Source organism: Aporhodopirellula aestuarii (genome assembly GCF_023701485.1).
Classification (GTDB): domain Bacteria; phylum Planctomycetota; class Planctomycetia; order Pirellulales; family Pirellulaceae; genus Rhodopirellula; species Rhodopirellula aestuarii.
The window spans coordinates 1-18,389 of record NZ_JAMQBK010000016.1 but is presented as its reverse complement, the minus strand read 5'-3'; the positions used below and the strand labels follow the sequence as shown (position 1 = coordinate 18,389).

The window sequence follows — 18,389 nt, the reverse complement described above, 5'->3', positions numbered from 1 at the left end:
GCTGGCATAACATATCTCACCCGGAGGTGACCAGTCATCCGTGCAGTTCTGGGGCGTGCGTGGTCCACCACGTGTCGGCATCGCTGCGGTTCCACGGCATGTCATCGGACATCTCTTGCAGAGAACGGATCAGTTCCGGAATGCTCTCGGCACGTGATCGCTTGTCTTTTCTCATGCATTCGTTGACCCAGTGGTTCAGCCGATCGTCGATCGCTTCGCTGCGGTGGGTGGCGATGCTGATGGGGTGCTCACTCATAATCAAGGCAAACATCGATTCGGGATCGCACTCCGCGAACGGCGGATTCCCGGCGAGCAAGTAGTATGCGATGCAGCCGATCGAATAGATGTCGCTGCGTGGATCCATCGACGATGGGTCGCGAAAACGTTCGGGAGCCATGTACATCGGGGTCCCTGCCCAAACGGTTTCCGAGGTTTGAAAAACGTCGTGATCGGGTTCAATCGGTTTGGCTAAGCCGAAATCGAACACGGTCGCCCAGTCGCCGACAATACTGTCGAACCGCAGCATCACGTTTTGCGGTTTAAGGTCGCGGTGCATGAGTCCTTTGCCGTGTGCTTCGAGCATTGATTGGCAAATCTGTTGCATGATCCAGACAACACGGCCAGGAGGCTGCGCCCCACCGCGGGCAACGACTTCGGCGAGCGTAAGCCCGTGCAGCAACTCCATCACACAAAACGCGGAATCATCGGCGGTGTATCCAAAGTCATACACCGTGACGCTGTGTGGACACGACAACGATGCAGCCAAACGTGCTTCGCGATCAAAGCGTTGCCGGTCGTCCTCGTCTTGGCGGTCGCCACGGAGCACTTTCAACGCGATGTCGCGGCTGAGTTCTTTGTGTCGGGCTAAGTACACGACGCCCATGCCGCCGGAACCGAGTTCGCGTCGAATTTCGTATCGGCCGAGTGGTTGCCGGGCGTCAGTAATAGAATGAATCTTCGATTGGTGCCACCATGTTACCGCCGAAGCGACGCCGCATGCCAAGAGGCTGCCCAGGAGTGCGCCCGGCCAAGTTAACGAGAACGCCGATACGTAGCGTTGTACAGGAATTTCCGCAATCATTCCGAGCTCACACGCGGGTAACCAAACCGATGCACCGGAAGTGTAGCCGCCGTGATAACTGGGGTACGCAGACGGGTACACGATACTGCCGCGGTTGGTACTGACCGATGCGGCCGCAACCGTCAACGGTTGGACTTGTCTACTGTTGGGGGCGCTCTTGTGCAACGGAGTGTACTCGGCAACCCGAAACGGTTTGTTCGGATCGTTCGGAAGCTCGTTTCGATCACGCATAGCCAGGACCCATCGGCTCTCGGTCTGCATGATGCCTTGTCGATCGACCAGATAGACATCGACGCCCGTTTCAAGGGAAAGCTCTTCGAATGCGGCATTGATGACCGACCGCAGCCCATGCCGCGTGATCAGGACCACGCCGAGAACGTCTTCGGGGTTGTCGTGGTCCTTGATCGGAAACATCCAACCGTCGCCGTGGTCGGGGACGACATCGCGTGCCCCTTGGCTATTGAGGCTGTGCCTCGTCGCGGGACCGATGAATACCGATTGATGTTCGAGACATCGGGAGACGGGGCCCGCGTAGCGTGCAGTCCAGAACTCGTCAGGGACGTCGTGGGGTGTTGACTTGGCCACGATGCGGAAGGTGCGGTCCCAAATGATGAACGTGGTTTCGTCTCGTTCGCGTTGGTCTTGATTCGCCATAAACGCATTCAAAACCGTCGGTGCGTGGCTGGCATCGCCCCCCGGAGATCCATCCTGAACGATGGCCCCCTCACTTGCTTCGAGGGCGATCCGTTCGCTGATCTGACGGTCGGTCGAAAGGAGGCTTTCGAATTGCAAACGGGATCGTTCGAGCACCGACGACAGGAGCCGGTGGTTAGCCAATTCTTCCTGTTCGATTTGTCGACTACCGATCGTCCACGCGGCAAACCAAATCGGAACGAGGGCCGAAAGCACGATTGCGATCCATAGGGGCAGCCATGAAAACCGAAACCGTTTTGGACCAATCGACGTTGGCAGGTTCGCGGGGACTCTCGAATCGGACCCTGGTCGGCGTTTGCGTTTCTCACGCGGCGTTTTGGGATGTCGTGGTGCCGCGTGTGTCCGCTGGGAACCGCCGACGGTTCGTTGGCCAGCGTTTCGGCGAGAGTCGCCTTTGGGCCCTTTTTTAGTCGTCGGTGCTTTTCCCGAACCGGAAGCGTTGGCACCACTGGGTGGTTTACCGGAGAATTCAGAAGGCGGACCGTCCGGGCGATCCATCGGGACTGTTTTTCGAATGTCAGGGCGGTCGCTCTCACCGCTGCCCTCCCCACCCACATATGAGGCTGCCTCTTGCCTGTCTTCAACGGCGATCCCGATTTTGGTCGATCCTGGCAATCGAACCGGCTGAACGGATCGTCCCTCGAGCAACGCGGCATCGGCATCGTGCTCGCGGAGTAGCGAGAGGACTTCATCGATCAGCTGATAATCGTCGCCTGCCGATTCGCGAACGAACGATTCCTGATCCTGTTGTGGGAGTTCTTCAGCCTTCCAAAAAATGTCTTGGATCTGCTGGTAGCGTTTCGCGTCCACAACGCCCTTACTCCTGGTCGGGATCTCGAAGTTCGCGTCTCATCCAGGCCCGTGCCATCGCCCAGTCCTTCTCAACGGTGCGCAAACCCAGGTTGAGTTCGTTCGCGATTTCTTTCATCGCTAACCCGCCAAAGAATCGAAATTCGACAATTTTTGCCTGGCGCGGGCTTAGCTCGGCGAGCGTGTTGAGCAGCTCATCGAGAGCAACGACGTCGTCATCGCGATCAAGTACGAACGTGATTTCTTCGTCGAGTTGCCGCCGCAGCCATCCCCCACCGCGTTTCTGGGCCCGGGTGTGCCGGGCGTGATCGACGAGAATTCGCCGCATCACGGTCGCACCGATGGCAAAGAAGTGGGTTTTTCCCTGCCAATCGACCTCGTTCTGATCGACCATGCGGACATACGCCTGGTGGACCAACGACGAACTGCTGAGCTTTTGCCGCTGGGGTTCCGAGCGAAGGAAACGGCCCGCCATTTTGTGCAAATCGTCATACAACACCGTAAACAGCTGGTCCGTCTTCTTCACATCGCCTTTCTGGCTCGACTGCAAGATTTCGGTTACGGAAGCCATGTGATTGGAAGCGTGATGACGATAGAAAGTGAGGAGGCAAGAGTTGCGATGGTTTGCATTCTACACGAAGTTGCGTCAACGACACCTATTAGCGACATGGAATGCTCAAACCGCTCGTAGAAACGGCCGGATGGCAGCGGTCGGATAATTCCGGTGGCACCGTTTGGTTTTCTCTCCGGGGCCGTTTGAAATTCACGGTTCTATCTGAATAATGCGTTGGAATCATCACGTTAACGACGACGATCGCATCATGACTATCTCTCGTATCTCGATCGCCCTTGTCGTTTGTCTGGCAGTCTGGCGAGGCGTTTGGCTGATGTCAGGTGTTTCCGACACGTGTGCGATTGCGGATGGCGCGGCCGCGGCTGCATCGGAGTTGGTTGCAACTCAAGACGTACTGATTGCGGGCGGAGCCGGCGAAACGAATTCACGTCCGGCTGCGGTGCCTTGGCGGATTTCGTTCGCCAATTGGGAGAAAAATCCTGACGCCGTCCAATCCCAGATCAATCTCCGACGATCCGGCACCGATCTTTGGGATGCTAGCTTGGCCGTCTGGATCACGCCTGGAAACGACGGGCAACCGGGATGGGCAACGTGGGACGATAACGGTGACGGTGTTGTCGATGACCCCGGAGAACTCGGGGCGGCATGGAGCGACGATTTTTGTGTCGTTCAGTTCCCAGGAGCCCCCGCGCCAGCCGGTCGTGTGATCGATCGCGGTGGTTTTCGGCCGATCACGCCGCAGGACGCGCGTGATCCCGCTAGCGGCGAAATCCGCCGAGTCCGATTAGTGGTGGAACCCTAAGGCTCACATGTTGGAAGCGCCGGCGAAGAATGCACCCGCGATTCCGCCGCACAGCAACGCAACGGCGAGAATTTTCCAGCTTCCCTTGCCGTGTTTAAACGGGAAGACGAACAGGTAAACGATCGTCAAAGTCAGAAAGCCTTGTTTGCGGTCGGTGCGAAACGCCAATGCGATCAAACTCAGCAACGCGCCGATCGACACGAGCAGAAACGCCGCCCCGCCGAGGTTCATGAACATCTGCATCGGTTTGAACGTGATCGCTTCTTCACGACGCGATGCGTTGACGGCGAGCACCGCGATGCTGACTGCACTGCCCAAAATGAACAGCACCAACGCGAGCATCCAAGGGGGCATCCCCGCTTTGCCGATCATGTCTTGTTGAGCTTTTTTGGCCGCCTCAATATCTCGGGCTGCCTTGTTCAACGCCATCGTGCCCTTATCGATGTCGACGCCTTCGACTAGGTGGGCGTTGAGCCTTTCGCCTGTTGTCAAGTTGTATCCGCACTTCGTGCAGAGGACCGCGCCGGGCGCAAGCTCTTTGTTGCATGCCGGGCAAATCGCGTGCACTTGCCGGTCCATCCCTTCTTCGGCGAACAAGTCGTCCATGGTCGAAGAGGAGGTTGCGGCGGGGCCGGGTGCGGCTGGGCGAGCGGGTGCGGCCGGGCGGGCAGCGGTGGGCTGGGCCGCGGGACGAGCAGGCGCCGCGGGGCGGGCGGCTCCACCGGCGACCACTTTGATCACGTTCCCGCAGCCGGGGCACTTGATCGCCTTGCCGGCTAGTTCGTCTTTGACGTTGAGCTGTTTTCCACAGCCGCATTTCACTGCAATGGGCATAACGAGATGAGCAAAAGGGGCGAGATGAGTAAGGTGGAAGGAATCAGACGGCGAGAGGCAGTCGCGTGTGACATGCTACTCCAAAACCTATCTACGTCATCTGGGGCGGATGGATTTCTAAATGCGCCCCGCATCGGTAGCAATAGTCCGCGTCGCTGCGGTGCCTTGAAACGGAGCAGTTGGGGCATGGATGGATGTCGATGCCCTCTTGTTTTGATCGCTGGGACAACTCGGCGCTGACAAATCCCGTCGGCACGATGATCAGGCTATAGCCCAACAAGATCAAAACCGCGGAAATGATTTTCCCAATGGTGGTGTGGGGCACAACATCACCGTATCCGACCGTGGTCATCGTGACGATTGCCCAATACATCGACTGTGGGATCGACGTGAAATCGCTGTCCGTCGGGTCTTCGATCAGCACCGTTTCGATGTGATACATCAACGTGCCGCTGATCGTGACGGCAACCAGAACGACCGCCAAAAATACGACGATTTTATCCCGGCTCTGCCAAACCGCATCGGCGAGTTCGTCCGCTTGGCTCATCATCCGCCATAGTTTCAGAATACGGAAGACGCGGAGCAACCGAACGCTCCGCAGGATCGCAAACGACCGAACCGATGTGCCGACAAAGAACACCAGATAACTGGGCAGGATGCTGAGCAGGTCCACGACTCCCCAAAAACTCGTCACGTATCGCATCGGTCTACGGACGCATGAAAGCCGCGCCACGTATTCGATCGTGAACAGAATCGTTAGGAACCACTCACTAGCGACGAGCCAAAACGGGATGTTCGATTCCATGACCGACGGGTCAACGGCAGCGAGTTCCCCTTCGACGGAGGCGGGAATGATGCTCTGGTACGCGGGCAGCGTTTCGATCGAAACCAATATAATGCTGGCGATGATCGCGATTAGCAGTCCGACGTCGAATGCCCGCCCCGCAGCACAGTCGGCTTCGAAAATGATGTCATACATCTGCTGGCGAACGCCCGGCTGTTCAGGACGTTGCACCAGTCGCCGGCGAATCAAAGCGGCAGATGCCTCGGCGGATTTGGGGCGTCGTTGGGTGTTCATCGCAGTCGTGGCGGAGAAAAGTGCTGGCCCGGCGCGACCCTACTCGCAGGCCAACGCGTGTTCACGTCTTAGCCCAACAGCATACCTTACCGATCGGTAGGCTACATCGGCCCGCGCTGTGGCGAGATATCACATCGTTTCTCGATGATCTCGAAGTGATGGTGCACGTGGGCGGCGGCCAACCAAGCGATCCCGCGTGGGGTGATCGGATGGGAATCCACGGTGCCGACCCGATCCCACGCTGCGGGAACGATCCTGCCGAGTAGCACCAAGTTGGCTTGACGCAGGTGCCCGAGTTCACTGATCAGGTGGCCGACGTTCCCCAAACCAAATCGTGCGTCGGCGTACGCGTTCTCGTCCCAGCAGGGAAGGTTTGTCTCGTCACCCGCCGCGATGCGCAGCATCCGGTCACCAAAGATCCGTTCGGCATCGACGCAATGTTCGACGACCTGTCGGACGGTCCATGTGTAAGGGGAATGCACGCGGTCAATCAATTCCGCCGAAAGGCAGCTGCCCAATTCGCAGAACCAATACAGCTGATCGGCGAGCACCTTCATGATGCACTCGCCTTCGATCCGGTTGACATAATTCCAGTGCGCCTCCAGCGAGAGGTCGGACTGTGTAGGGCGTCGGGTTTTATGCGTCATGTTACCTAGTTTTCAAAATCCACCACTTCGAGTCCTTCATGCGACTCGGTAAGGCTGTCGATCACGTCGTATCCGATGCTGGTATTGGCAACGTTGAGGTACTTCAAGTTCGGCAGCGAACCGAGCTGCAAGAATCCTTCGTCGGTGAACTGCGTTCCGGCGACGTTGAGACGTTCCAAGTTGGTTAACTTTAGTAGCGTTGGCAAGGACTCGTCGCTCACGGAAGCGGATTTCAGATTCAGTTCTTGCAGTTTCGTCAAGTCACCGAAGGCGGCGATCGTTTCGTCATTCGTCGCGGTTTCCCATAAGCCCAGGTAAGTCAGGTCGGTGAGTTTGCCCAACAAGGCAATGTCGTCGGGTTTTGCCAATCGGCATTCGCTCATGTCGAGAAACGTGATCGACTGCATTCCAGAAAGAATCTCGAGGCCCTTGCGATCCAGTGATGAGTCACGCAGTTCGACGCGGGCGAGTTTCGAATTCCCTTGAATGTGTTCGATTCCGTCGCCTGTCACGTCGCAGCCCCGAAGCCGGAGCCGTTTCAAATTGGTTAGCGATTTCAGTTTTTCGAGTCCCACATCGTTGACTTTCGAGTAGTCCCCTTGGATCGATTCCAGCGTTGGCATCTTACCCAAGACTGCCATCGTCTCGTCGCCGATCGTTGTGCAGTAGTTGAAGTTCAGTGCCTTCAGTTTCAACGGTGCCAGTTGCACCAAGCCGGCGTCAGTGACCTTCGATTTTTCGAGTTGCAGGTCGACAAGCGATTTCATTTCCGTGATCGGCTGCATGCCGTCATCGCCGATGTTGGTGTTCCGCAAGTCGAGTGCGCGGAGTCGATCGAGATCCGTCAGTTGGCCAAGTCCCTCATCCGTGACGCCGGTGCGGCGGAGCCCTAGAAATTCGAGAGTGGTCAATTTTCCAATTGTTTCAAGTGCCTTGTCGGTGATCGCCGATCCGGTCAAGTCGAGACGTTTGAGCTGTTTCAGTTTCGCAAGATTCTCGAGCCCCTTGTCGGTGACGGTCGGGCCGATCAGCGCCAGCGTTTTCACGTTGGGGACTCCACCGAGCTGCGCGACCACGTCATCGACTTTGTCATTACCACCGCCAATCTCGACAACGATCCCTTCGGCATCCTTGGTCACCGCAAATCCGGCCGATTCGATCGCCGCGACCGCTTCGGGAGAGTCGGCGGGACGCGGTGCCGGTTTGCTGGGTTGTTGAATGCTCTCGGTCGCGGCTTGCGGCGATTCGGCCGGCGATGTCGACGCGGTCTCGCGGCGGCATCCGACGTTGAGGCACAACGTGACGAACAGGAGGCTCAAGAAAGTGCGTGTCATGGCAAAAGATCGCTGGGTAGGTAGGAAGCGGAGGCGGGACGCAAGGTGGCGCGTAGTCAACTTATGGATTTGTGCGGCGAACGCAACTATCCCTTGGGGTCATTTTGCCGTGCTGGTGAACCGTGATTCACGTACGACAGTCACCTTGATTTCGCCGGGATAGGTCAGTTCTTTCTCGAAACACTGAGCGATGTCGCGGCAGATCGCGGCGGCCCGTTCGTCGCTGATTTGACCGCTGGCAACGATCACTCGCAATTCGCGGCCTGCCGAAATCGCATACGCCTGTTGAACGCCATCGAATCGGTGGGCGATCGTTTCGAGTTCCTCCATCCGTTTGACGTATCGTTCGAGCGACTCGCGACGAGCACCCGGGCGGCTGGCGCTGCAGGCGTCGGCGGTCGCGACGAGCATCGTGTACGGCTTTTCGGTGACGATCTCGTCGTGGTGTCCCCGGGCGGCGTGGACGACTTCTTCGCTTTCTTTGTGTCGTTGCAAAAGGTCGCCGCCGATCTTGGGGTGGCCGCCTTCGAGTTCGTGGTCCGCCGCCTTGCCGATGTCGTGCAATAGCCCGGCACGGCGAGCAACGTCGCCGTCCATCCCGATCATCTCTGCCATCATGCCAGATAGGAATGCGACTTCGACGCTGTGACGCAATACGTTTTGGCTATAGGAGGTTCGGAAGTGGAGTCGGCCGAGCATCTCAATCACGCGATCGTGCAGTCCCGAAACGTTGACTTCGTTAGCCGCTTCGATCCCTTTCTTGACAATGAACGCTTGAATCTCTTGAGTGGTCTGTTCCACAATCTCTTCAATCTTTGACGGATGGATGCGTCCATCGGCGATCAGTTTTTCGAGCGACATGCGGGCGATCTCGCGGCGGACCGGATCAAACCCGCTGACCACGACCACGCCGGGCGTGTCGTCGATGATCAAGTCCACCCCGGTGGCCTTTTCAAACGCGCGGATGTTGCGACCTTCACGGCCGATGATGCGGCCTTTGATGTCATCCGACGGCACGCCGACCGTACTGGTCGTGGTGTCGGCGGTGTGAGCGGACGAATAACGCTGCATCGCCGTCAGCAGCATCTCGCGGGCTTGATCGTCCACCCGTCGGGAGAGTTCACGATGATTCTTCAGCACCGCGGTTCCGATTTCATGTTCGAGATCGGCGTGAACCGATTCGAGGAGCTTGGCCGACGCTTCTTCACGCGTCATGCCGCTGACGTGTTCGAGCGCACGCTGGTTTTCTTGAACCAAACGATCGAGTTCGGCACGCTGTTCGGTCAACGTGCGCATCTGCGCAGCGAGCCGGTTTTGGCTGCTTTCGAGCCCCCGTTGTGCTTTGCGCAGCGTCTCTTGGTTTGCCGCGATTTGATCTTCACGGGCGTCGAGTTTTCGATCTCGGGCCAGTTCTTTCTCTTTCAGCGCGGCAAGATCACGCTCGGTTTCCGCTTTGATCGCGAGCGCTTTCTCGCGGGCATCGAGAACAATTTGCGCGGATTGGTTTTCCGCTTCACGGCGGGCAACCGAGAGGATCGCATCGGCCTCGGCCTGCAGCCGCGCGTTTCGGCGCGCAGCGTGACGCTGCGCGATCCCTAACACGGCTGCGACGCCGAGAAAGAAGAAGAAGATGCAATAAAGAATCGTCGTCGCGACTTCTGGATTCATGGTGGCTTAGGATCCGCTTCCACAAGCCCGGCGTTTGATCTAAGGAGTCATGTTCGTCATGTGTGCTGAATCGGACGAAACGAGTGGTTCTCGAGCTGATGTTGGACGTGACGAATCGATTGCCGATTGAGCGCGCAGCGATAGCCACGCGGCGGCGATCGCCGAAAACGGGAAACGTCAAAACAAAGCTCCAAAGGATGGGCCACATCGCCAAAAAGATCTACTAAGGTCAAACCGGGACGGTTCCTCGAAAACAACGCCTGTTCCGATCTGGCCGGTGCGGTACTGAGATCGTGTTTCAGTGCAGCGGAATACGTAACAGAGGTCGAAGACGAGTGAAGCGTGGGATGGTTGGTGGAAAAGAGTTAAGGAAAAAAACGGGAAGAACTCACGTTTTCTTCGTGTATTCCATTAGTGTAATGCACCCGCCCCTGCAGGGGAACGCGCGAACGTCGCGACCGCACCTCCCGGCACAACATGTACCGCTCAGGCAGTTGATGTCGGCAAAATCGCTCGTTTGGGCTTGGCTGCCGCCCGTCCGGGGTGTAGAGTTGCCGCAGAAGATAACTTGCCAAACGGATTGGCGAGATTCCAATTCAGGTCGATCGGCAACAAGAAACGTGGCTGCGAAAGCGAGCGTTTGATCGACCGACGAGATTCCTCCGCTGAGCTAGGGTTTCAGCCTCTCGTCCCCCGGGTGTCCGATTACGTCGCCCACGCTGCCAACCTGTACGGTCCCGTCGACCGGCTCTGGAAAGCTGCTCCACCCGCACTCGCGACAGCAAGTGCAAACGATTTCGTGACTCTTCTTGTTAGTCCGAGGTCTTCGGGAACTCGCAACGGCGTTTTCCCGCACCAGCTCCCTCCCGTGAGTGGCTTTTGTCGACGAACGACTCGACCGCTCACCCTCGCAGTTTGTATTGGCACAGTTCTTTGGACGCGATCCCTCTCCAATAGAGAGAGATGAATCGGTCTGTTGTTGCGGTGCCCAGGTTCTGCGAGCGTTCACCTACCATTTTGAAAAGAACACCCTTGAAGACTTTTGAATCGATTGACCTGTTTGAGCCCCTGAAACGTGCCCTTGCCGATCAAGACTACACCACGCCCACGCCGATCCAGGCCCAAGCCATTCCACCGGCGGTAGCCGGCCAAGATATCCTCGGATGTGCCCAAACGGGCACCGGAAAAACGGCTGCCTTCGCATTGCCGATCCTCGATTTTCTCGGTCACGAGAAACCTCGTGCGGCTCCGAATCGCCCCACCACGTTGGTGCTCGCACCGACGCGTGAACTCGCCATTCAAATCGGCGACAGTTTTCGCCGCTATGGCAAACACATGAAATTTCACTCCGCGCTCGTGTACGGTGGCGTCGGCCAAGCCGGCCAAGTCAGCTCGCTACGCCGAGGCGTGGACGTATTGATCGCCACACCGGGCCGATTAATCGACCTGATGGATCAAGGCCACGTCAGCCTTCGTGACGTGCAGATCTTCGTGCTCGATGAAGCCGACCGGATGCTTGATATGGGGTTCCTCCCCGCGCTTAAAAAGATCATCGCCGCGTTGCCGAGTCAGCGGCAGTCGATGTTCTTCTCCGCGACTCTCGCACCTAAAATCCGCGAACTCGCCAATTCATTGCTGTTCAATCCGGTGTCGATCAATGTGACTCCGAAGAAGACCAGCGTCGAGTTGATCGAGCAGCGATTGCGGATCGTTCGCCGTGAAAACAAAGTCAGCTCACTGACGGAGTTGTTGTTAGGCAAAGACGTCACACGCTCGATCGTGTTCACCCGGACCAAACACGGCGCAAACGCTTTGGTCAAAAAACTCGACAAGAGCGGAATTCAAGCGGTCGCGATCCACGGTAACAAAACGCAAAACGCCCGGCAGAAAGCTTTGCACGCGTTCCGTAGCGATCAAATCAACGTACTCGTGGCTACCGATGTCGCCGCACGTGGGATCGATATCGATGGCGTCAGCCATGTGATCAACTACGACATGCCCGTTGAGCCAGAAAGCTATGTCCACCGGATCGGTCGAACCGGACGAGCCGGCGCCGATGGGATCGCGATCTCGTTCTGCACCGGCGACGAACGTGGCGAACTGCATGCGATCGAAAGCTTGATTGGTCAGAAACTCAAGATCGAAAACCCTGAGGAGCGTTTTGAAGCACCCAGCGGCGCTCCGAAATCTCGTGGCGGCGGCGGTGGTGGTGGCGGTCGGGGGCGTGGACGTTCCGGCGGTGGTGAACGTTCCGGTGGCGGCCCGTCTCGTGGACGGTCCGGTGGATCGAGCAGCAATCACAGCTTCGGACGCAACAAGAAGCCTGGGCGTCACGCCTCGGCTCGATAATCGGACTCGCGTCTCAGCCGTACCGCGGTTGTACTTCGCTGGCACCACGTGCTGGCGAAGTCCACGTTTGCCGCGGCGTTGTTCAACACAGACGATTCTCGATTGATCGTCTGGAGTGGGCTGCGTTTGCGTTGGATCTGTTCGAGACGTTGACAACATGATAAATAGAGTTCATGTCTACCGCTTCCGACTATTTATCGCGGCTCATCTCATTTGACTCGGTTAGTAGAAATAGTAACGAGCCGGTGTCTGACTGCGTTGCCGCGTGGCTGCAGGAACTGAATTTTGAGGTCGAACGCACGACCTATGTGGACCCGCGTGGTGTGCGCAAGTGCAACTTGTTGGCGCGGCGCGATCCGATTGCGGCACAGGAGCAAACGCTCGCGTCCGGTACCGGTGGGCTCGCTTATTTTTGTCATACCGATACGGTGACCGCCGATCGATGGACGGGGCCGGGTGGCAATCCGTTCCATGCCGTTTTCGAGAACGGACGCATCTACGGCCGTGGTGCCTGCGACATGAAAGGTTCGCTCGCTGCGATGCTGGATGCCGCGCAATCGATCAGTCTCGCAGACCAGATGCGGCCGTTGTGGATTGTATGCACCGCCGATGAAGAGGTCGGGTTCGAAGGGGCGCAGTATCTCGTTGATCACTCCGCCGCTTTTCGCGATTTGGCTTCATTGGATCCTGTCAGCATTATTGGTGAGCCGACCCGTTTAAGCGTGATTCACGCGCACAAAGGAATCGTCGGAATGCGGATTCGCTCCCAGGGCAAAGCCGCCCACAGCAGCACCGACATGGGAATCAACGCCAACGTTGCGATGGTGCCGATGTTGCAAACGCTGCTGGAGATCGACGAACAATGTCGGACAGACGAGACGCTGCGAAATGATGCCTTTGATCCACCGACGTTGACGTGGAACTTTGGTGTCAGTGACGAAATGAAGACGGTCAATATCGTGCCTGATCACTGCACCGCTTGGGCGAGCATGCGGACGATGCCTGGCGTCGATGGTCGCGAGATCGTTGAACGTGTTCGTCGCCGCGCCGAAGAGTTAGGGCTGAGCTTCGACCTCTATTCGGGCGGTGACCCGATGCATACGGATCGCGACGCTCCGTTTGTAAAAGAGCTGTGCGAGTTGGCTGAACCGTACATCGGAGCCAACGAGCCGCACGCGGTCTGTTATGCGACCGATGGATGCGTGTTAGGCGAATTGAATCGGCGAATCGTGTGCGGACCCGGGGGCATTGCGCAGGCGCACACGTCGGATGAGTTTATTGAGATCGAGCAACTCGAAAACGGCGTTCGCTTTTACCAAGACGCGATCCGACATTGGTGCTGCTGAACGGCGTCGTATAGCTGGACAGCGTTATTTCTCACGTAGCTCGATCTCTCGGTGACCGAGAATCGCGGACGCAGCTTGCTTCCGGATCTTCGGACAGGCTGTGAAGTTATTAGTGTGGCCGTTCGCTCCGCGAACGAGCGTTCCCGTAGGCTTCGTTTACGGGGGACATCGATTGTTTTAGTGCTTTTTATAGCGAAACGGTGCAAGCTGTTCTGTCCCGAGTTACCGGACGGCTCGCGCCGTTTCGCTACTTTTGAAATCCTGCAGTAATGAAATCGATGTCCCGAACAAACGGCCACATTGCTTCGCCCCCCGGCGAATAGATTCACAGCCTAGGAGAGACTCAGCTACGTGAGAGGCGAAAACTCCAGTGGGTCTGCCAGGAAGTGGTGCTGTCCAATTAGGCTATTCGCGTGAGCCCTGTTTCTGGAACGGATCGCTCTCGATGATCGCCGCGATCAGGTAGGCGAAGCGATAGTCTTTGGCACGCACCGTGTTCATGATCTCATCGATTGCGCACTTGTCGTAATACTCGGTGCCACGACCGAGCGCGTAGATCAGCATCTTTTCAGCCAAGCAGCGGACGAATTGATCCTTGCGTTGATTTGCCAAAAGTTCACGCAGGCCTTCGGCGCCCCGAAACGTGGTTCCGTCGGGCATTTCGCCGGAGGCATCGATTTCGTCTTTCCCGTCTCGTGTGCGGTAACGACCAACGGCATCAAAATTTTCTAACGCGAAACCGAGCGGGTCCATCATGTTATGACAGGCCGCACACGCCGGATCGGCCCGGTGTTGTTCCATTCGCTCACGGAGCGATCCTGCAAGGATGCTTTTCTCGAGTTCGGGGACGTTGGGAGGAGCAGGCGGAGGCGGCATGTTTAATAGATTGTCGAGGATCCATTTACCACGTTTTACGGGGCTCGTCCGAGTCGGGTTGCTGGTCACGGTCAGAACGCTGGCGTGGGTCAACAATCCGCCCCGTGAAGTTCCTGACAGAGAGACGCGGCGGAACTCGTCCCCACGCACGCCATCAATCCCGTAGAACTTTGCGAGCGGTTCGTTCATGTAGCTGAAATCGGCGTCCAGAAGTGTTGGAATCGGCATGCTCTTCTTCATCACTTCGGAGAAAAACATCAGTGTCTCGGTCCGCATCGCTTGGCGAATCTCGTCATCGAACCCGCGATAGATGCGCGTGTCCGGAGAGACATTGTCGAGGTTGCGAAGCTGCAACCACTGGGCGGCAAAATTCTCGACAAATCGGCTCGCTCGCGCGTCGAGGATCATCCTTCCGACTTTATCAAACAATTTTGTGCGATCACGGAGTTGATCGCGGTAGGCCAAAAGCAACAACTCGTCGTCGGGCATGCTGCTCCAGAGAAAGTACGAGATTCGCGTGGCCAGTTCGTATTCACTCACCAGCGGCATCGCACCATCGGCGGAGGGTTTACGAGGGCGTTCGATACGAAACAGGAAATAGGGCGAAACCAAAACGGCTTGCATTGCGACCTGCATGCTCTCTTCGAAACTCCCACCGCCCGAGCGCACCGAGTCGGCGAGTTCGACCAACCGGGAAACTTCGTACTGCGTGACGGGGCGACGGTATCCACGGCTCGCAAATCGGCTCAGCACGGCCGTCGCGGCTTGCTCAAATGAACGGTCGCGGCTCGGAGTTTGGAATAACAGCACGCGGTGCGACGCGGGAAGATCCGGCAGCGTGGTCGCCACTCGCTCGCTTTCGATCCCGCGCACTTCGACGTGGTGCAAGATGAGGTTGCGGTCATACTTTTTGGCGACGTACGCGTCGTTGATAAACGCGATCTCGATTTTGCGTTTGCCTCGGCCGAGTTGAAAGCTCGCAGCTTTTTCCGTCGGTTCGGTTTCGGGGATTTCAACGACCTTCTTGTTCTTGCCCACCCGTATTTCAGCGCGAACGGGTTCGTCCCCGCCCTGCGTGCCACTGGCTACGATCGTCACCGTGTAGTTGCCAGCGAAAGGGGCGTCGATCTCTAAGCCCACCGTGCCGTTAGAAAAAATCGTGAGTTCATTTTTGCCGTTCCATTTGGCGGCACCAATTAGCTTGAGGGGATCTTCTTGCGTGTGAAAGATTAGTGGCGGAGGAGGGGTGTGGATCGCCTGCCCCATGATCGATTCGGCGGCATCGAGATACTTCTCCATTAACAGCGGCGGCAGAGAAAGCACATCGCCGATGGTGTCGAAGCCGTATCCGACATCGTCGCCGGGAAAATCTTCGGCCGGGGCGTAGTCGACCCCGGTAAGGTCGCGAATCGTGTTGCGGTACTCGGCGCGGTTGAGACGACGTAGCGCGACCTTACCGGCGTTCGGATTTTGCACGCAGTCGACCGCGTTGGCGAGCTGTTCGATCAGATCAGCCATCTCTGACCGGATCGACGCGGGCATCGGGTCGGCGTCGGCGGGCGGCATTGTTCCCAGACGAATTTGAGTCAGGCATCGCATCCAATGCCCGCGGTTTTGAATCAGCTTTTCAGCCGAATCGTCGGCCGCGAGTGACAAGTCGCCTTCCCCGTCACTCTCGCCGTGGCAGTCGTAGCAGTACGTCCTCAGCAGGGGGGCGAGTTTTTTCTGGAAGATTGCTTCGTTTTCCGCCTCGGTTGCTTTGGCGGGAACGGAAGTCACAATGCAACCGAGGCAGACCAGAGCGATGGCTATCGCATTTTGGTAGCTCAATCGACCGGTACGAGGCGGGGACGCGATTTGCTGCATTGACAACATTCAATAAAGACATGGCGAGAAATCGCTTCACATTGTAGCAGCCTCGAGGTCGTTGCAGGTATGTTTCACTTGGCAACGCAAGCCGGCCGAGATTCAACCCGAACCGCGTTTCCTTCACATCTTCCCTTCACCGCGATCGCCAACAGTGGATTCTCCATCCGATTCGATAACGCCCGACAGCATCGTCGTGACGACGGATCTGACCAAACGGTACGGCAGTTTTGAGGCTCTCAAGCAGTGCAACATCGACGTCCGCGGTGGCGAGATATTCGGGTTGTTGGGCCCCAACGGTGCCGGCAAAACGACGTTGATCCGGTTGTTGCTGGGCTATCTCCACGTGACGTCTGGATCGAGCAAGGTTGTCGGTTTTGATCCCGAACAGGACTCTGTTGCCGTCCGCACCCGCGTGGCGTATCTGCCTGGCGATGCCCGATTGCCACGGCACATGCGTGGCCGTGGGTTGCTTGAGTTTTTCTCGCAGATGCATCCCAGCGGCGACCTGGCCCGATCACTTGACGTTGCGGAGCGTTTGGAGCTCGACCTCTCACGCCGGGTCGCGTTCATGTCGACCGGAATGCGTCAGAAACTCGCACTTGCGGTCGTCTTTGGCCCACGCACGCCCCTGCTGATTCTTGACGAACCTACCGCTAATCTAGACCCGACCGTTCGTGGCGAAGTGCTCAAATTGGTTTTGGCGGAACGAGAGGAGGGGAGGACGGTCATGTTTTCATCGCACGTCTTGTCTGAGATCGAGCAAACGTGTGACCGGGTTGCTTTTCTTCGCAAGGGCGTCTTGGCTAGAAAACTGGTGATGGAAGACTTGTTTCAGCGACATCGCCTCACCGCGCTTCTTTCGGATTCGGCTGAGCATGGCGGTACGGTGGAGTCGGTCGATCTGCGATCCGAAATTCCTGAGGAACTTCGCTCGCGTGTCGAGAGATACCAGATCAGTGCGCCGGGGCCGCATGGCCGCGTCGTGTGTATCGACACGGCGGGTGATTTGGCGCCAACGCTTGCCTGGATCGCGTCGCTGAATTTGCAGCACGTGCGGATCGAGCCCCTCGGTTTGCACTCGGTCTATGAATCGGTGCACCTCGGACGCAGTGAAACGGATTCTCACTGGGCGGCAGACGCGGAAAAAGTTACTGACGTCGTGGGAGCGTCGACATGATCCGGCTGCGAGACGTTGGAATTGATCGGATGATGGTTCGCAAGAACATCGGCCAATCGTCGTTGTTGTTTTCTTTCCTCGCGGTTGCCTTGTTCGCGTTCGGTTGGGTGCGGGTGTGGGTCGTGAAGCTGCTCGATATGGGCCAGTTTCAAACGATCATCGAGCAGTTCCGTGACTACGAAAAATTCGCCCCGGTGTCCTTCGATGCGTTGTTCACTTACACCGGCCGCGTGGGAATGACGTTTGACGAACCGATCGTCATCTTGTGCACGGTGATTTGGTGTGTGGCACGCGGCAGCGATGTGGTCAGTGGCGAACTCGGGCGGGGAACACTGGAGATGTTGCTGAGCCAACCGATCAGTCGCACGCGATTTCTGTTGTCACACGCCGTGGTCAGCACCGCCGGTTTGATGGCGTTATGTCTTTTGCTGTGGGGTGGCATGACGGTCGGGATTGAAACCACCACGTTGACCGAAACCGTTCCCCCGCCATCGATCCGCGTGCCATTCTTGGGATTCGAACTGCCGCTTACGAATGATGAACCGACTCAAATTTCTTTTCCGATGAGCGAACGGGTGGCACCGGAAACCTACACGTCCGCTGTGTTTCAGTTGTTCGTATTTGGTTTCTTCTTGCTTGGGATGAGTAGTTGTTTCAGCAGTTTTGATCGCTATCGGTGGCGGACGATCGGCGCGGTGATGACGGTGTACGTGATTCAATTGGTCATGTTCGGGTTGGGCAAAGCCGCCGAATCGCTCGCATGGTTGCAGTCGTGGTCGTTCTTCAACTGCTATAAACCGCAGAAGATGACCACGCTCGTTCGGGACGGTGATCTTTGGTCGCCGTGGAGTTTCAGCACGCCGGTTGGCGAAGGCATGTTCCCACCGATGTTTTACCCAGGGTTGCTGCTGGTGATCGGAAGCGTCTTCTACATCATCGCGGTGGTCCGGTTCCAACAACGAGACCTGCCCGCGCCGTTGTAGCCGCAACACGCATTTGGCGATTACTTAGTCGTCGGCCGGCGAGGCTTGGTGTTCGTCACCTGCGGTAAGTGGCAGTCTGGGGCGGCTTGGCAAATGGTTGGAGATAAGTTGCCTGGGCAGCTCGATCTTTGCGAAGCCGTGGGTGTAGAAGCTGCGCACGTTTTGTTTCGATTCTTGTTCACTTGGTGACTGACCATTCGCGAAACACTGTGTCCCACATAACCCTAAGGACTTGTTCGGAAATAAC

Annotated in this window: 14 protein-coding genes; 5 read left to right on the top strand and 9 right to left on the bottom strand. The window is 57.4% G+C overall.

Annotated elements, in window-relative coordinates:
• Window positions 1-34 precede the first annotated feature (34 nt).
• Window positions 35-2,605: a serine/threonine-protein kinase gene (locus NB063_RS32415; protein WP_250927685.1), complete on the bottom strand. Its 2,571-nt coding sequence runs from the start codon at window positions 2,603-2,605 to the stop codon at window positions 35-37.
• A gap of 7 nt (window positions 2,606-2,612) precedes the next feature.
• Window positions 2,613-3,176, bottom strand: a complete 564-nt coding sequence (locus NB063_RS05160) for a sigma-70 family RNA polymerase sigma factor (protein WP_250927684.1) — start codon at window positions 3,174-3,176, stop codon at window positions 2,613-2,615.
• 250 nt (window positions 3,177-3,426) lie between these two features.
• On the opposite strand from NB063_RS05160, the gene NB063_RS05155 reads away from it, so the two are divergent.
• Window positions 3,427-3,981: a hypothetical protein gene (locus tag NB063_RS05155; protein WP_250927683.1), complete on the top strand. Its 555-nt coding sequence runs from the start codon at window positions 3,427-3,429 to the stop codon at window positions 3,979-3,981.
• Window positions 3,982-3,984: 3 nt separating this feature from the next.
• On the opposite strand, the gene NB063_RS05150 is transcribed toward NB063_RS05155, so the two are convergent.
• The 5 genes from NB063_RS05150 to rny all read right to left on the bottom strand — a co-directional run bounded on the left by NB063_RS05150 (window position 3,985) and on the right by rny (window position 9,542).
• Window positions 3,985-4,815, bottom strand: a complete 831-nt coding sequence (locus tag NB063_RS05150) for a zinc-ribbon domain-containing protein (protein ID WP_250927682.1) — start codon at window positions 4,813-4,815, stop codon at window positions 3,985-3,987.
• Between the two features lie 91 nt (window positions 4,816-4,906).
• Window positions 4,907-5,893 (bottom strand): ion transporter, encoded by a 987-nt coding sequence (locus NB063_RS05145; protein ID WP_250927681.1) that lies wholly within the window; start codon window positions 5,891-5,893, stop codon window positions 4,907-4,909.
• A 101-nt stretch (window positions 5,894-5,994) separates the two neighbouring features.
• Window positions 5,995-6,540, bottom strand: a complete 546-nt coding sequence (locus NB063_RS05140; RefSeq protein ID WP_250927680.1) for a DinB family protein — start codon at window positions 6,538-6,540, stop codon at window positions 5,995-5,997.
• 5 nt (window positions 6,541-6,545) lie between these two features.
• Window positions 6,546-7,874, bottom strand: coding sequence for a leucine-rich repeat domain-containing protein (locus NB063_RS05135; RefSeq protein ID WP_250927679.1), 1,329 nt, complete (start codon window positions 7,872-7,874; stop codon window positions 6,546-6,548).
• Between the two features lie 99 nt (window positions 7,875-7,973).
• Window positions 7,974-9,542 carry a ribonuclease Y gene (rny, locus tag NB063_RS05130; RefSeq protein WP_250927678.1) on the bottom strand — a complete coding sequence of 523 codons (1,569 nt, stop codon included), beginning with the start codon at window positions 9,540-9,542 and terminating at the stop codon, window positions 7,974-7,976.
• A gap of 1,032 nt (window positions 9,543-10,574) precedes the next feature.
• Between rny and NB063_RS05125 the strand changes: the two genes are divergently transcribed.
• Together NB063_RS05125 and NB063_RS05120 are read left to right on the top strand one after the other, a co-directional pair.
• Window positions 10,575-11,891 carry a DEAD/DEAH box helicase gene (locus tag NB063_RS05125; protein WP_250927677.1) on the top strand — a complete coding sequence of 439 codons (1,317 nt, stop codon included), beginning with the start codon at window positions 10,575-10,577 and terminating at the stop codon, window positions 11,889-11,891.
• Between the two features lie 173 nt (window positions 11,892-12,064).
• Window positions 12,065-13,237: a M20 family metallopeptidase gene (locus tag NB063_RS05120; RefSeq protein WP_250927676.1), complete on the top strand. Its 1,173-nt coding sequence runs from the start codon at window positions 12,065-12,067 to the stop codon at window positions 13,235-13,237.
• Between the two features lie 405 nt (window positions 13,238-13,642).
• On the opposite strand, the gene NB063_RS05115 is transcribed toward NB063_RS05120, so the two are convergent.
• A complete protein-coding gene (locus NB063_RS05115; protein ID WP_250927675.1) occupies window positions 13,643-15,979 on the bottom strand; it encodes a DUF1592 domain-containing protein in 2,337 nt (778 codons plus the stop codon).
• Between the two features lie 154 nt (window positions 15,980-16,133).
• Here NB063_RS05115 and NB063_RS05110 point away from each other — a divergent pair, with 154 nt between their 5' ends.
• Together NB063_RS05110 and NB063_RS05105 are read left to right on the top strand one after the other, a co-directional pair.
• Window positions 16,134-17,159: an ABC transporter ATP-binding protein gene (locus NB063_RS05110; protein ID WP_250927674.1), complete on the top strand. Its 1,026-nt coding sequence runs from the start codon at window positions 16,134-16,136 to the stop codon at window positions 17,157-17,159.
• Entirely contained in the window at window positions 17,159-18,142 is a 984-nt protein-coding gene (locus NB063_RS05105; protein WP_322975071.1) for an ABC transporter permease subunit, read from the top strand. The genes NB063_RS05110 and NB063_RS05105 overlap by 1 nt, the downstream gene beginning before the upstream one ends.
• A 24-nt stretch (window positions 18,143-18,166) precedes the next feature.
• Here the strand turns inward: NB063_RS05105 and NB063_RS05100 are convergent.
• A partial coding sequence (locus tag NB063_RS05100) for a hypothetical protein (protein WP_250927672.1) occupies window positions 18,167-18,389 on the bottom strand: 223 nt, incomplete at its 5' end.